Genomic DNA, 16,262 nt, shown 5'->3' with positions numbered 1-16,262 from the left:
AATGTAATAAGGTTATAAAAGAAAAGTACTTTTGTACCCATGAACGACATTACTTCTAAAGCAGATATTGAATTACTCATCACTACCTTCTATTCTGAACTGCTTCAACTTGAAGAAATGAAACCGATTTTTGCGCACATCGATTTTCCAAAACATATTCCACACATCGTTCATTTCTGGAGTTTTGTTTTACTCGATGAAGAAGGATATACAACCAACGTCTTCGAAAAACATATTAACCTACCCATTAAGACACATCAATTTGATGATTGGCTAAGAGTGTTTAACGGTAATGTTGACGCTTTGTTTTCCGGCGAAAAGGCAGATCTTGCTAAACAACGCGCAACGGTATTAGCGTTTACTTTTAAAAGTAAATGGGAAAAAATAAAAGGGGTTTAATTTCCTATATTCTACTTTAATACTCAATTTATAGCTCAACGTTCAGAGCTATATAACAATTAACTCTGCGCCGCTAGATTTCTCTGAGCCTCTGTGTTTAAGTTGCTCTGAGTTTAAAATGCTATTCAATAATAATTTTCTTAACTCCAACCGATTGTTCATTTTCAATCTTTACATAATATGTTCCAGGTAAAACCTGAAGCTTGATTTCTGTTTTAAATTCTTTTAGATTTCCTGAATAAACTCCTCTCCCCAAAACATCGGCAATAGTTATTTGCGTTTTTAAAAAACCGTCTAGTTCAACAAAAAAAGAGCCTTTAGTAACTGTTGGATAAACCTTGAATTCCAAAGGGTTTAAAGTCTTGTTTTCTTGAAGACCCGTTAATAAATTTAAGTTTGTTTCCCAAATACCTCTCCCAAAAGTTGAAACGTAAATTTTATTTACAGCTTGATTAAACTCTATGTCACTTATTATAACATTTGGTAAACCTAAACTGTAACTACTCCAAATACTGCTGCCGCTATTAAGAATATAAACACCAAGGTCAGTTGCAATAATTAGTTGCCCAGTCCCTGATAAATATTTTACACAGTTTACTGGAATATTTGGAAGATTGAAAGAGATGTTTGTCCAACTTGATCCTCCGTTTGTGGTTCTAAAAACCTTACAGTTGTTAGCAAATCCGGCCATACAAACACATGCCTCATTTGAATTGCTGGGATTTACTTCAATTCCGGTATAATATAAAGTGTCGGGTAAATTGTTGGTGATATTTGTAAAAGAAGTACCACCGTTAGTGGAGCGAAAAATAATTCCTTTTAAATTGTATTCGTAGCGCACTCTGCGTGCGGCATAAATCACATTACTATTGCTGTTAGCCACTGCTAAGGCGCATATTTCTGTATTTAACTGGCTTAATGTGTTTGTATAAATTGTTCCTAAGCTAGTCCAACTTTGGCCACCGTCTGTAGACTTAACTACATTTTCATTTCCGGCATAAATTACTCCAGGGCTATTGTAATCTGCCACAATGGGAGTTACCCATTCTGAAGATTCAGAATTCGGGTTGGATCCTACAAAAGTCCCTGAATTACCGCCATCGTTGCTGTAATATATACTCCCATATTGACTTGAGCCAATGATAATTTGGTTGTTGGTTGGATTTAGATAATTGTCCATGCCATCACCTCCGAATATGGTACTCCATGAAGTGCCATTAAAATAAAAAGATGCATTATCTTGTGCTCCAGCCATTAATGTACCTGAACTATTCTTTGAACTGGATAATCGGTAAAAAGAAGTTATTTGCATGCCATTGTTGAGTTTTGTCCAAACAGTAGGCCAGGACGGCCCCCAGTTTCCAACCTGTATGTTAGAACTTCTGTAAATCCCACCATCGCTACAAACAAAAACATTGGAAGTACCAGGCTGCCTATCTATATAATGGATGTCACCATGAAATGTATTGCCATATTGCAAAGTCCAATGACTCACCGGATCAAATGTTGTGCCGCCGTCTGAAGAACCCCACATATTTATTCCTCCTGTATAAATAGTGTTTTTGTCTGTCGCACTTACGCAAAGCGCTAAGTCATATAATCCCTGTCCTCCAGATCCATTGCCCTGCCCATGTTCTAGAATATTTAAAATGGGCGGTTTGTATGTCCACGTAATCCCAGCATTTGTACTTTGATACATTCCATAAAAACCATCTGTGTTATCTGCGCACAAGGCGTAAACATAATTATGATCGCTTGGGGCAATTGCAAGCCTGATGCGCTGAACTACTCCTTGAAACTGAATACCTGTATTAAGCAATGACCACGTGTTACCGAAATCCGTTGACTTATATATACCGGCATGACCCATGTTTGAATTTTGCACCCAACCGGTGGCTGCGTATATGATATTTGGTGTTATAGGATCTAGAACCATATCCATAAAAAGAGAATCTAATTTTTTAATCCAACTTGTTCCGCCGTTGGTGCTTTTATACATACCGCTAACACCGCATGCGATTACCTCGCTAGAATTTGAAGGATTGACAATAATCTTTCGCATGAGTGAAGCGTCTCCATTGGTGAATTGAAAACTTAAGCCTGTTGGATTCCAGGTTAAACCGCCATCAGTACTTTTGTATATACCAAGACCGTAATGTGTGTGACGCTTTTTTCCGTTTAAATAAAGTCCAAAACCAATGTATTCAAAATCGCAAACAGAGATGTAAATAGTATTTGTGTTATTTGGATCAATACAAATATCACTTATCCGTGTAATAGGTAAATTGTCAGTAAGTGGTGTGTAAGACGCACCGCCATTAGTGGTTTTCCATACGCCACCCTGTGCAACGCCAACATAAAATATAGAGGAGTTTGTAGGATGGAATGCAACACAATTAACTCTTCCTATTCCATTTTCCATATACCCTGTAAGGTTGTTGGGAAGAACATTTGGGCCAACAGGAGACCAAACACCTGCATTAGTTTTTGCGTGACTTAACTCTTTGTCATTTGCATTGGCTAATGCAGCAGTAATAAAATCGGCAAAACCATCGGGCTCTCCACGTCCGTTGGTATGAAGCTGCATGTCCATTTCGTAACGTTTAAAACACTTCCAATGTTTTTCAGTTGACAGATCGTGTGTCTTTTTAAACTGATCAAATTGAAGTTGAATGTCTTTAAAAGTAAGAGCCTTACCAGTATTGTTTTTCACAAAGGATTGCGAGAGGCCTAGTATACTTGATAAAATTAAGCAACTGAAATATAGTGCACGCATTTGAGTGTTTTTTTAAAAAATTAGGGGGGAGATTTTGTCTATTACAAAAATATAATAAAAAAACAAACGGTTTGTATTCAAAGCATTATTTCTACTTTTATAGCTCATAAATTTATTATGTCACAATCTAATATACAATCAGAGTTCCAAAACACATTAAACGCGGCAATGGAACTCGATAAAAACGATACCCTTAAACATTACCGCAAACGGTTTTTAATTCCACAGCATGAAGGGAAAGACGTTGTTTATTTTACTGGGAATTCACTAGGACTTCAGCCTAGAACAACTCTAAGTTATTTGCAACAGGAATTAAACGATTGGGCAGAATTTGGTGTAGAAGGCCATTTCCTTGCAAAAAACCCTTGGCTTTCGTATCACGAATTGTTAACAGATAAGATGGCAAAAATTGTTGGAGCGCTGCCTAAAGAAACAGTAATGATGAATCAACTTACGGTAAACCTTCATTTACTATTGGTTTCATTTTACAGACCAACAAAAACGCGTTTTAAAATTTTGTGTGAAGCAAAAGCTTTTCCTAGCGACCAATATGCTTTACAATCTCAAATAAAATTTCATGGACACTCTACGGAAGAGGCTTTGATTGAAGTGGCACCAAGAGAAGGTGAGTATCACATTCGTGAAGAAGACATCTTTGCAGCTATTGAGAAAAACAAAGATTCATTGGCCCTCATAATGATTGGTGGTGTTAACTATTTCACTGGACAGGTTTTTGACATGAAAGCCATAACACAGGCAGGGCATAAGGCTGGTGCCGTTGTTGGTTTTGATTTAGCGCATGGAGCAGGAAATATTAAATTACAGCTTCATGATTGGAATGTGGATTTTGCCGCCTGGTGTAGTTACAAGTATTTAAATAGCGGTCCTGGAAGTGTAGCGGGTGCATTTGTGCATGAAAAGCACTTAAGTAATTTGGATCTACCTTTATTTGCTGGTTGGTGGGGACATGATAAGAAAACGCGCTTCTTGATGGATAGCACTTTTGTTCCCATGCAAACAGCCGAGCGCTGGCAAATGAGTAATGCGCCAATTTTTAGCATGGCAGCGTGTAGAGCCAGTCTGGATATTTTTGATGAGGTTGGTATGGATGCTCTAATTGAAAAGAGCCAGAAACTACTTGCGTATCTTGAATTTATTGTGAACGACCTTAGCAGTCAGAAAAAGGATTGCCTTCAAATAATTACTCCAAAAGAAAACAGGGGTTGTCAGTTATCGATTGTTGCGCACGGCTACGGAAAAAAATTATACAACGCGCTTATCGAAAATGGGGTTGTTCCTGATTGGAGAGAACCTAACGTTATTCGCTGTGCCGCAATTCCACTTTACAATTCTTTTGAAGACATGTATCGCTTTGGGGAAATTTTGAAGCGGCTATTATGATAAAAGCAAAATTAGGCGAGAAATAATCTTGTTTCTTGACTCTTGATTCTCGCTAATTCACCCTGCTCATCGAATTTGTTAGATTCTTAACACTCGTAATATCCATTTTCACACTGCCAATTAAAACATCCGCTTTAGCGCGCATAACGATGTGGTTATTATCATCACTGATCCAAACATTTAAGTCCTCTTCTTTTTTAAATACGCGTCCCTTTTGAACAATGGGTCTGAATTTTAAGCAACGAAATTTCCCAATATCGGTTTCAATAATTTCCTTTCCCATAAATTTAATTTTGAGCGGCCAAATTTCTTTGTCTAAAAAACAATCCAATGAAAAGATATCGCCCGTTTTTGCGTTACTTAAATCTAAACTACGCACTGAATAAAACGCGCTTACCATATCTTGAATACCCATGGGGATATCAAATTTCTGGTCGTTGCCTACATCTACTTTTTTTGTGTAGTGGTTAAATTTATAATCCTGTTGAAATTTATAACCTCCTTCATCTACACGTCTCACAAACAACCAAGGTAACAAGGCATCTTTGTCCATATATGTTTCGTAACGATCACGTACTTTAAAAAACCAATCAGCTGTGCCTGTTGTGTATCCTGTTCCGACAATATGATAAACGCTTCTTCCGTTAACTGTTAAGATATCAGGTTTAACTTCTAATATTGCCGCACCTGCATTAATAATTCCGTAATGCATGCGATAGGTGAGAACCTCTCCTTCTTTAAAGGCCGTGTTTTTACGATCAGGAAGTGGGCCCGCTGAATTAGACGAATTAATTACTTCTGTGAGCTCTTGTGTTTTTTGTTTCTTAAAATTGGCCGAACATAAAACACCCAAAGCAATTACCGTAGAAACTAAAATAATATGTTTACTCAACTTCATAGTATGTAATACGCAAATTGTATGCCACAGTGTAGGAAAAGCTTTCTAAAATTTGTTAATTATGGAAATTAACTTTTTCCGTTCTTCTCCTAATTCCGTAAGCAAAGCTTTGTTTTTTAAAACAGTATAAATTCCAATTGTTTTTTTGAAAAAAGGTCTATAATAAAGACTGAAAAAGCCACACAAGATTAAAACAATACAAATTATTAAAGGGTAAAAAACTGTGGGTGAAAAAATATAAATACCTATGAAAATTACGATGTAGTTAATCCAAAATACAAACATGCCTATGCCAATTGCAATGGAAGAATAGAATTCTACATTTTTTATATTTTTTACGGTAAGTTTATGTGTCAGAGTAAATGGTAAGTAATTTCCAATTAAACCAATTAAGTGAATAGGGAAAAATAAGATTAGCAGGAGAGATCTTATCAATAACGAAAAAGCGTTTACTTGTTTATTTTGTTTTGGGTTAATTAACCAATCTTTTAAGTTGTTTTTTTTGAGTTTGTGAAAATAATTCTTCGAAAGAGTTCTGAGCTCCGACAATTCATTTGGTTGAGTTTTGGTCGCCTTATTTACTTTTTCGGTAAGTTCTGTTAACACAACGAAATCATGATCTAAATTTCTATAATTAAGCCCGTGTGCTTTGATCATATCTTTTTTACATAGTTCTTCAACCTGATAAACAAGTTCATCGTTTTCACGTTCATCAATGTGCGTAATGAGTTCTTTCATTTTTGGCTCGAGTACTTGTAAAAACTTGGTATAAGCCTTGGCCTGATTTTCTTTAAAATCGGGTATAAAATCCTTAATTGCAATTGGCTCGCCAACATTATAGAATAGGTTACTCCTAAATTTGTCAGGTTTGTTGTAATTCACACCAACTGGCACAACAATCAGTTTATCCGAATTTATAGCCTCATAAGCGCCAAAAACCATTCTTGCCACACCTTTTTTAAGCGGACGTAACCTTCTTTCCTGAACACAAAGCCCTTCAGCAAAAACAATAATCTTAGAATTCTTACTTAAAAGGTAATTTACCCTACGGTAGGTTTCATCATTTTTTTTGAGCCCTTCTTTGCCCCCATCGCGCAATCTAAATATAGGCACAATGCCTATTCCTTCAAGAATGTTAGCAATCATTCCAGGCCTAAAAGCATCCCCCCTTGCAAGATAACTTACGCGTTGAGGGTAAACCAGGTAAGAAAAGTAAACAGGATCTGTAAAGGCATTTGGGTGATTCATTGCAATAATGACAGGCCCTTTTACCTTAATGTTTTTTATATTTTTTGATTGGGTTCGTTTATAAAAAACGGGTAAAAAGAAGCTAATAAGATATCTTAATGTGTTCCAAATCATACAAAAACTTTGAGGCAAAAATAAACTAATTTTTCACAAGGATTTTTAACATTTTGTTAGTAACATTTCGCTGCTTTTTTAACTCAAAACCGGCAATTTTTCAGTACATTTAAAGGATAATATAAAATTCACAGATAGAGCAATTTATGTCAGAAGTTACAGCAGAAAAAGGAAATTACGGAGCCGATAATATTCAGGTTTTAGAAGGGTTGGAAGCAGTTAGAAAACGTCCTTCAATGTACATTGGTGATACAGGTTTTAAAGGCCTTCATCATCTCGTTTATGAGGTTGTAGATAATTCGATTGACGAGGCTTTAGCTGGTCATTGTAAAAACATTACAGTAACTATTCTCGAAAACAATTCCATTCGCGTTAAAGATGATGGTAGGGGTATTCCTACAGGAATACATCCTAAAATGGGTATAAGTGCATTGGAAGTTGTAATGACCGTGCTTCACGCCGGAGGTAAGTTTGACAAGGATACGTATAAAGTTTCTGGCGGTTTGCATGGTGTAGGGGTAAGTTGTGTAAATGCACTCTCCTCGCTTATGATAACTGAAGTGCACCGTGATGGAAAAATTACCAAACAGGAATTTAGCGAAGGAAAACCTTTGTATCCGGCCAAAGAAATAGGCGATACTTCATACAGGGGCACCATTCAAACTTTTACACCAGACCTTACCATTTTTACGGTTCACGAATACAATTACACTACGCTTGCAAACCGTATGCGTGAATTGTCTTTTTTAAATAAAGGCATAAACATTACTTTGGTTGATGAGCGTGAAAAAGATGAAAACGGAGAGTTTTTATCCGAAGTTTTTTACAGTCAAGGAGGGTTACGTGAATTCGTTTTATATCTCGATGATGCAAAAGAAAAAATAATTGAAGAGCCTATTTACATGGAAAACGACAAAGGTGTTATTCCTGTTGAAGTTGCCATGATGTACAATAACTCCTACAGCGAAAATATTCAGAGTTATGTAAATAATATTAATACACACGAGGGAGGAACACACTTAGCTGGTTTTAGAAGAGGTTTAACACGTACTTTAAAAAGTTACGCAGATAAAAACGGACTTCTTAAAAACGTAAAATTTGAAATAAGCGGTGATGACTTTCGTGAGGGATTAACTGCGGTTATCTCTGTTAAAGTTCAGGAACCTCAATTTGAAGGGCAAACAAAAGGTAAATTAGGAAACAGCGAAGCGATTGGAGCAGTGGATACTGCCATTAGTGAAGCTCTTTCAAACTATTTGGAAGAGCATCCGAAACAAGCGCGTACCATTGTCGATAAAGTAATTTTGGCTGCTACGGCACGTCATGCTGCACGTAAAGCGCGTGAAATGGTGCAACGTAAAAGTGTTATGAATGGTTCTGGTTTACCAGGAAAGTTAGCAGATTGTGCAAGCGGAGATCCTTTTGCTTGCGAATTGTTTTTGGTTGAGGGTGATTCTGCCGGTGGAACAGCCAAACAAGGCCGTAACCGCGACTTCCAAGCTATTTTACCTTTACGTGGAAAAATTTTAAATGTAGAAAAAGCTCTAGAATATAAAATTTACGAGAACGAAGAGATAAAAAATATTTTCACCGCACTGGGTGTGTTTCGTGGGACAAAAGAAGATGAACGCGCTTTAAATCTTGATAAATTACGTTACCATAAAATTGTCATCATGTGTGATGCCGATGTGGATGGTTCTCACATTACAACCTTAATACTTACTTTCTTCTTCCGTCACATGAAAGAGTTGGTTGAAAAAGGCCACGTTTATATTGCATCTCCACCATTGTACCTGGTAAAAAAAGGAAAAGAACAGGCTTATTGCTGGAACGATGCAGAACGTGATATAAAAATGAAAGAATTTGGTGGCGAAAAAACCGATTCCGTGCACGTACAGCGTTATAAAGGTCTTGGTGAAATGAACGCTATTCAATTATGGGAAACCACACTTGATCCGTCAACCCGTACTTTACGTCAAGTATCAATTGACAGTGCGGCTGAAGCAGATCGCGTATTTAGTATGCTTATGGGCGATGAGGTTCCTCCTCGTCGTGAGTTTATTGAAAAGAATGCCAAGTATGCGAAAATAGACGCTTAATTATTTAATAGATGCAATCTAAGGCAGCAACAGTAGGTGAGTACCTCGATTCTCTTCCTGAGGAAAGAAAATCTGCACTAAGAGCTTTAAGAAAAGAAATTTTAAAAAATTTACCGAAAGGTTTCAAAGAGGAGATGTCGTATGGCATGGTAGGTTATGTGATTCCGCATTCCAAATATCCCAAGGGATATCATTGCGATCCAAAATTACCTTTGCCATTTATGAATATTGCTTCTCAAAAAAATTTCGTCGCGTTATATCACATGGGCATGTATGCCGATCCGAAACTTCTTAAATGGTTTACTAACGAATATCCTAAACACACCAGAGCTAAATTAGATATGGGAAAATCGTGCGTTCGTTTTAAAAAACTCGATCAAATTCCGTTTAAACTTATAGGAGAGCTATCAAAAAAACTTACTCCCGGAAAGTGGATAGAGATCTATGAGAACGAGCTAAAGAAAAACAGAAGCAGCTAATTGAAAAAAAAAATCATATTTACCTTTGTTCTGCCATTTGCATATTTCTTCAAAACAGCAACCGCACAATTTCCCTATAAGCTAAGTTGGGGCAAAGAAAGTATTTTGTTTGCAACAGGCTTTATTGTTGGTATTACAGCCTCCGCTGTGGATGATGAGGTAACGCCGTTAACGCAATACGATCTCAGCAGGTTAAATAAAAACAACCTAAATTTTTTAGACCGAAGCGCTATCAATTTTTATTCGCAAAGCAACGCAAGGATAAGTGACGTCGCGTTGGTAACCTGCATTGCTTCGCCCGCTTTATTATTAGCAGGAAAAAAATCGCGAAATGAATTTGGAATCATTAGTGTCATGTATATTGAGACCATGATTCTCGGTGTATTTTTGCCATCCTATGGCAAAGGAGGTGTGAAACGTGTTCGTCCATTTGTCTATGGTAATAAAGCGCCGTTAGAAGAAAAATTGACCGCCGAAGCAAAACGTTCTTTTTTTTCCGGGCATACCACATTAGCTTTTTCCTCCGCGGTTTTTTTCTCAACAGTCTATTCTAGTTATTACCCCAATTCAAAGTATAAACCTTTTGTGTGGGGCGGCTCTTTGCTTGCAGCAAGTACTGTTGGGTTTATGCGTTACAGATCAGGCGCACACTTTCCTACTGATGTTTTAGTGGGTGCCGCCGTTGGTTCTTTGGTGGGATATTTTGTTCCTTTTTTACACAAAAACAAAAAACAAAATGATGTTACCATATTGCCTTTTTTTCAAAATAATAGAACCGGACTTTCGGTAGTTTGGAATTTAAACTGATTTTTTGCGTTTTCTTATTGCATAGTCTACAAATTTGCCGATAAATAATGCCACAAATTATTCATACCTTGGATAAGTGTTTTTGTTTGTAAGTAAAACCATATTTATTTCTCCGATCGATTGGGGCTTAGGTCACGCCAGTAGATGCGTACGGCTTATTGAAGATCTATCTAAAAACAACACTGTTATTATTGGAACAACACCACTAACTTCTTTTTTTTTCGATCGGTATTTTCCAAAACTTCAAAAAGTAGAAGTGCCTTCTTATAAAATAGCGTATTCAAAACGTCTTCCTCTTTGGATAAAATTACTTCTTCAATGGCCAAAAATTAAGCGAACAATTCGTGAAGAGAAAAAACAACTTGAAAAAATTGTTGACCGTTATAAAATTGATCTTATAATAAGTGACAACCGTTTTGGTTTATCACATCCATTCGTGCATTCCATTTTTATTACCCACCAATTAAATGTAAAAACACCTTTTTTCTCGTCGATTGCTAACAACATAAACAGAAACTACATTCACAAATTTAACGAAGTGTGGGTACCAGATTTTGAAGATCCAAAACTTCGGTTATCAGGTGAGTTAAGCGATTCAAGCCGAATTAAAACTCCTGTAAAATACATTGGTCCACAAAGTGCCCTTACGAATTTTCAAACTTCAAATAGTAATTCTGAAAAATACGACTATTTAATTTTGCTTTCGGGAGTTGAACCACAAAGAACAATTTTAGAAAATTGTCTACTCGAAAAATTCAAAGACTCAAATAAAAAAATTGTTTTTGTACGTGGAAGTAATTCGAAAATAACGAATAAAAGCACGAACATCAGACTTATTAATTTTTGTTTCGGAGAAAAATTACAGAGCTTAATCGTCAATTCAGAAACCGTTATATGCCGAAGTGGCTATAGCACTTTGATGGATTTATACTTGTTGAATAAGAAAAATATTATTTTGATACCAACACCTGGACAAACAGAGCAGGAGTATCTTGCTGACTACTTTGAAAAGAAATTTAAATGCAAAAAGGTACTACAGAGAGAAATAACCGAAGACTTACATCAAGTTTTCTAGATAGTTAAAATTCATTTACCCCTTGCACAGTTGTATATTTCATAGTGTATTTTACACCTGGGTTAATATACTTATAAGCACTGTGACTCATTAAGGCCGCTTCGTGAAAACCACACAAAATTAATTTCAATTTATTTTTATAAGTATTAATATCTCCTATTGCGTAAACGCCTTCAACGTTTGTGCTATAATCATCGGTATTAACTTCTATGGCATTTTTATCAAGATTTAAACCCCAATTTTCGATAGGTCCTAATTTAGGACTCAATCCAAATAATGGAATAAGGTGATCAGCCATGATACTGTTTTTCTCCTGAGTTTTGGTGTTAAGCGTTTCAACTTTTTCAAGTTTCCCTTCTCCCGAAATGGAGCCTATTGTTGTATTTAAAAGTAATTTTATTTTTCCCTTTTCTGCCAAATCCATTACCTTGTTAACGCTATCTGGCGCACCTCGGAAACTTTCACTTCTATGCACAAGCGTTAGTTCACTGCAAACATCACTTAAAAAAATAGTCCAGTCTAAAGCGCTATCTCCACCGCCTGCAATCACCATCTTTTGATCCCTGTATTTTTCAGGATCTAAAATCATATAATTCACTCCTTTCCCATTTTCAAATTTTTCGAGATCAGTAATTTCTGGTTTACGTGGCTCAAAGCAACCAAGTCCGCCGGCAATTACAACTGCCTTTGCTTCAACTTGTGTGCCCATGTTGGTTGTAATTAAGAAATCTCTATCGCCTCTTTTTTCAAGAGATTCAATTCTTTCTCCTAAAGTAAAACTTGGCTTAAATGGTTCGGCTTGTTTTAATAAATTATCAATCAGTTCTTGAGCTAATACTGATGGGTATCCTGGAATATCGTAAATAGGTTTTTTTGGATAGATTTCAGATAGCTGCCCTCCAATTTGAGGGAGGTAATCAATTAAATGGCAGCGCATTTTTAAAAGACCTGCTTCAAAAATCGCAAATAATCCAACCGGCCCTGCACCAACAATAATTAGATCTGTAGTAATCATTAAAAATTTTTTGCAAATGTAGCTTATTTTTAAAATATGAACAATCCGAAATTTTTTCAACGAATATCTTAGTTAAGCTAATATGTCGAATTGAACAAACTAATTTTTTAACCACATAAAAAATAGAACGAACCAGATAAAAGGCAAATTACTGTTAAAACCGTATTTTTTAAATAAGTGTAAATAAAATTCAGTATTTTTATCAAATTAAAAATAAATTTAGAAAGAAATGAAAAAACAACTACTGTCAATTTTTGCAGCCCTAACCCTGAGTACTACGTTTGCGCAGGTGCCTGCGGCAGCCTGGTCAACAAACCAGAACGCTATATTTCCAACTTCTGTATTAAATTCGGGAGTTAAATTCATGGATGCTGTTGACGCAAATGTCATTTGGGTTATCGGTAAGGATTATGGAAATACTGGATTTAGTAGAAATTATAACTGGTATTCACGCAGTATCAATGGTGGCGCTTTGTTTGCAGGTGGTAACGTATACAGCGATACCAATACTTTTATTATTGCTAATTTAGAGGGAATAGATGCAAATACAGCTTGGGTTAGCGCCTATATGAAGGGTGTTCAGGGAATGGGTGCTATTCATAGAACCATTAATGGAGGAGCAAATTGGGTAAATATGAGTGCGCCTGGTATGTTTACAAACACTGCAGCTTTCGCCAATTGGGTAACTTTTTTGACGCCTTCAGTAGGTATAGCAAATGGCGATCCTGTTAATGGAGAATTTGAACTTTGGAGAACTACTGATGGTGGTTTAACATGGGCAATGACTCCAGGGGCAAATATTCCTAATCCAAACTCGGGAGAATTTGCAATTGTAAATTTATACGCTAAAGTTGGTTCATCAAACCTTTGGTTTGGAACAAATAGCAATAGAATTTTTCATTCAGTAGACGCTGGAATATCTTATAGTGTTACAGGTATTGGACCGGTAACAAATACGATTACTGAAATTGCTTTTTCAAGTCCTTTAAATGGGGTTGTTTACATGGTAAATTCGGGGGCTACTCTTGAATTATGGAACACTTACGACGGTGGCCAAAATTGGGCACAAATTTCCCCGCTTTCAGCTAATTTGGGTCCAACTGATGTTGTTCCTGTACCAGGAACAGGAAATTTAGTTTCTTTCAATGCTAATAGTACAACAGGATTTATATCTTATTCAAATGACAATGGATTGTCTTGGACAGACTTTGGTAGCACTGGAATAGCATATATTACAGGTGATTTCGTAAATGGTACTACTGGCTGGGCTGGAGGATTAGATGTTCCGCAAAACCCTACACCAATAACAGATATTTGGAAGTTTTCAGGTGCATTAAGCGGCACGGTTTCTCCTTCTGCTGCTTTCGCTTTACCAGCTACACTTTGTTTATCAGGTACATCAACTGTTATTCCAGTAAATACATCAATCGGATCTCCAGCTTTAAGTTACAGTTGGTCAGTTTTACCTGCTGGGGCTACTTTATCAAGTCCAACTGCTTCAGCTCCAACTATTACTTTTAATACTGCTGGTACTTACAGTGTTATTCTTACTGCAACAAATACAGTTGGTTCAAATATTACGACTTGGGTAGTAAATGTAACAGCATGTACAGCGCCTGTTGCAACGTTTACATTACCTACTTCTGCTTGCACAGGTTTCTCTTTCAGCCCAGGAAATACTAGTACTGGCGCTCCTGCTCCAGGGTATTTATGGTCTGTTTCTCCTTCTAATAATGTAACATTAACCCCTGCTTCAGGTTTAACTCCTGATATTCAAATTGGAAGCCCAGGTATATACTCAGTTACTTTATTCGTGTCAAATCCTTCTGGAACTACTCAGACAACTCAAACCGTAAGTGTTATTCCTTGTCTTCCAATTGCTGATTTCGATATGCCAGAGGTTCTTTGTGCTCCTATTAAAACATTTGCAACAAGTAGTTCAGTTAGTAATCCTTCAGGTGCAACAGGTAGCAGCTTTACATATACTTGGAGCTTTTCTCCTGCTTCAGGTGTTAGTCCATTGCCAGGATATTACTCAGCAAATTTAACCAAGGTTACAATAAGCGGCACAATTAGTACATATACTGTTACTATGAAGGTGAAAAACCCTTCAGGTGTTACAAGTGTTACAAAAGTAATAACACTTAGCCCTTGTACTGGAATTAATGAAGGAGCCAATCTTAGCGAAAATTTGATTATCTTCCCTAATCCTGCCCACGAACAAGTAAACATCGTTGTTCCTCCATCAAACGAGAATTACAAAGTGAAGTTAACTAATCTTTTAGGTTCTGTAGTATATGAAGATAAATCATATAAAAGCTCTCAGGAAGTGACAACAATTAACCTTGCTGGAAAAGCAAAAGGTGTTTATTTTCTTACTGTTGAATCAAACAATGAGAGAGTAACTAAGAAAATTGTTATTGAATAATTGTTCAGAATTTTTTAAAAGCCGCTTCATATAATTGAAGCGGCTTTTTTATTAATACATATTATGCGTATAGTATTTATGGGCACTCCTGAATTTGCGGTCGCAAGTCTCGAAGCTCTCTTAAAGAATGATTACAATGTTGTTGCGGTTGTAACAGCGCCTGATAAACCAGCAGGAAGAGGTCAGCAGTTGCATCAATCGGCAGTTAAGAAATACGCACTTGAGAATAACTTAAAACTACTTCAGCCAGAGAAATTAAAATCACCAACATTTATTTCAGAATTGGAGAAATTAAACATCGACCTTCAGATTGTGGTGGCGTTTAGAATGTTACCTGAAATTGTTTGGAATCTACCGAAGCATGGAACTTACAATCTTCATGGGTCTCTTCTGCCAAAATATAGAGGAGCAGCCCCAATTAATTGGGCTATTATAAATGGAGAAAATAAAACTGGCGTAACTACCTTCAAGCTAAAGCAAGAAATAGACACAGGTAATATTTTATTTAACGAAGAAGTTGAAATTTCCAATACAACAACAGCTGGTGATTTACACGATACTCTCATGATCAAAGGAGCTGCATTGGTTGTTAAAACAGTTAAAGCTATTCAAACAAGCATTAATGAAAATGTTGAATTGGAGTTTATAGCACAGGATGATCATGATGTATGCCATGCACCAAAAATATTTAAAGAAACTTGTAAAATAAATTGGAACGATACAAATGTGAATATTTATAATCTTATAAGAGGCCTTAGTCCTTTTCCTACGGCTTATTCAGAGATAAGGACAGGGTCAGGAACACCACAGTTAGTAAAAATATTTTATGCGACTTTTGAAAATTTTACTCATAATGAAGCTAACGGTTCTCTAGCAACTGACAATAAGACTTTTATGAGAGTTTTTTGCAAACGAGGATTTATTGAAATCACAGATCTTCAGTTACAAGGAAAAAAAAGAATGAAAGTGCAGGATTTTTTACGGGGATTTAAAATTGAGGACGACACAATTTTTTTTTGAGATTAGTGTCAGTCCGTTAGATTATTTTATTTTCGATAGAAGTGTATTTCAAATCCTTGTTATAGGCCAGATGCAGCCTGCATTTATTAACAAAACGCTAATTTATCAACAAAACGGACGTTTTTCGCTTCTTAGCACTTGACAAACGTGCTTTAAGCTATTATGTTTGTGACACAATAATTGTTTAACCCTAAAATTAAATTTAAAATGAACAAAGCAGAATTAATTGATGCAATTGCATCTGGTTCAAAATTAACAAAAGCTGACGCAGGTCGCGCTTTAGATTCTACAATTGAAGCTATTCACAAAGCTTTAAAAAAAGGAGACCGTATTGGTTTAGTTGGTTTCGGTTCTTTTTCCGTTGCTAAACGCGCAGCTCGTACTGGACGTAATCCTCAAACAGGTAAAGAAATTAAAATTGCTGCTAAGAAAGTAGTAAAATTTAAAGCTGGTTCTGATTTAGCTGGTACTGTTAACAAATCTAAATAATTAGCAAACACAAT

General features: G+C 36.3%; 13 protein-coding genes. 9 read left to right on the top strand and 4 right to left on the bottom strand.

Annotated features, from left to right (window positions below; all coding sequences use genetic code 11):
• Positions 1-39: 39 nt before the first annotated feature.
• A complete protein-coding gene (locus P2086_RS02055; protein ID WP_317898768.1) occupies positions 40-399 on the top strand; it encodes a group III truncated hemoglobin in 360 nt (119 codons plus the stop codon).
• A 121-nt stretch (positions 400-520) separates the two neighbouring features.
• On the opposite strand, the gene P2086_RS02050 is transcribed toward P2086_RS02055, so the two are convergent.
• The gene (locus P2086_RS02050) at positions 521-3,175 is read right to left on the bottom strand and encodes a T9SS type A sorting domain-containing protein (protein WP_317898767.1); all 2,655 of its coding nucleotides are present in this window, start codon (positions 3,173-3,175) and stop codon (positions 521-523) included.
• Positions 3,176-3,292: 117 nt separating this feature from the next.
• Between P2086_RS02050 and kynU the strand changes: the two genes are divergently transcribed.
• Positions 3,293-4,576 (top strand): kynureninase, encoded by a 1,284-nt coding sequence (gene kynU / locus P2086_RS02045; RefSeq protein ID WP_317898766.1) that lies wholly within the window; start codon positions 3,293-3,295, stop codon positions 4,574-4,576.
• A 52-nt stretch (positions 4,577-4,628) separates the two neighbouring features.
• On the opposite strand, the gene P2086_RS02040 is transcribed toward kynU, so the two are convergent.
• Positions 4,629-5,474 (bottom strand): DUF3108 domain-containing protein, encoded by an 846-nt coding sequence (locus P2086_RS02040; RefSeq protein WP_317898765.1) that lies wholly within the window; start codon positions 5,472-5,474, stop codon positions 4,629-4,631.
• 45 nt (positions 5,475-5,519) lie between these two features.
• Positions 5,520-6,836 (bottom strand): 1-acyl-sn-glycerol-3-phosphate acyltransferase, encoded by a 1,317-nt coding sequence (locus P2086_RS02035; RefSeq protein WP_317898764.1) that lies wholly within the window; start codon positions 6,834-6,836, stop codon positions 5,520-5,522.
• A gap of 146 nt (positions 6,837-6,982) precedes the next feature.
• Here P2086_RS02035 and gyrB point away from each other — a divergent pair, with 146 nt between their 5' ends.
• The 4 genes from gyrB to P2086_RS02015 all read left to right on the top strand — a co-directional run bounded on the left by gyrB (position 6,983) and on the right by P2086_RS02015 (position 11,296).
• On the top strand, positions 6,983-8,935 hold the full coding sequence (gyrB, locus tag P2086_RS02030) for a DNA topoisomerase (ATP-hydrolyzing) subunit B (RefSeq protein ID WP_317898763.1): 1,953 nt from the start codon (positions 6,983-6,985) through the stop codon (positions 8,933-8,935).
• Between the two features lie 11 nt (positions 8,936-8,946).
• Positions 8,947-9,414: a DUF1801 domain-containing protein gene (locus P2086_RS02025; protein ID WP_317898762.1), complete on the top strand. Its 468-nt coding sequence runs from the start codon at positions 8,947-8,949 to the stop codon at positions 9,412-9,414.
• Positions 9,415-10,221, top strand: coding sequence for a phosphatase PAP2 family protein (locus P2086_RS02020; RefSeq protein WP_317898761.1), 807 nt, complete (start codon positions 9,415-9,417; stop codon positions 10,219-10,221).
• Between the two features lie 82 nt (positions 10,222-10,303).
• The gene (locus P2086_RS02015) at positions 10,304-11,296 is read left to right on the top strand and encodes a glycosyltransferase (RefSeq protein ID WP_317898760.1); all 993 of its coding nucleotides are present in this window, start codon (positions 10,304-10,306) and stop codon (positions 11,294-11,296) included.
• 4 nt (positions 11,297-11,300) lie between these two features.
• Here P2086_RS02015 and P2086_RS02010 read toward each other — a convergent pair whose 3' ends face one another.
• Positions 11,301-12,311 carry an NAD(P)/FAD-dependent oxidoreductase gene (locus tag P2086_RS02010; protein WP_317898759.1) on the bottom strand — a complete coding sequence of 337 codons (1,011 nt, stop codon included), beginning with the start codon at positions 12,309-12,311 and terminating at the stop codon, positions 11,301-11,303.
• Positions 12,312-12,540: 229 nt separating this feature from the next.
• On the opposite strand from P2086_RS02010, the gene P2086_RS02005 reads away from it, so the two are divergent.
• The 3 genes from P2086_RS02005 (at position 12,541) to P2086_RS01995 (ending at position 16,248) form a co-directional block, all read left to right on the top strand.
• Positions 12,541-14,739, top strand: a complete 2,199-nt coding sequence (locus tag P2086_RS02005) for a T9SS type A sorting domain-containing protein (protein WP_317898758.1) — start codon at positions 12,541-12,543, stop codon at positions 14,737-14,739.
• Between the two features lie 63 nt (positions 14,740-14,802).
• Positions 14,803-15,759, top strand: coding sequence for a methionyl-tRNA formyltransferase (gene fmt / locus P2086_RS02000; protein ID WP_317898757.1), 957 nt, complete (start codon positions 14,803-14,805; stop codon positions 15,757-15,759).
• Positions 15,760-15,966: 207 nt separating this feature from the next.
• Positions 15,967-16,248, top strand: coding sequence for an HU family DNA-binding protein (locus P2086_RS01995; protein WP_317898756.1), 282 nt, complete (start codon positions 15,967-15,969; stop codon positions 16,246-16,248).
• Positions 16,249-16,262: the final 14 nt, after the last annotated feature.

Origin of the sequence: Aurantibacillus circumpalustris (assembly GCF_029625215.1) — a bacterium.
GTDB lineage: Bacteria > Bacteroidota > Bacteroidia > B-17B0 > Aurantibacillaceae > Aurantibacillus > Aurantibacillus circumpalustris.
Note: the sequence above shows the minus strand (reverse complement) of the source record. Positions and strands in the feature narration are given on the sequence as shown.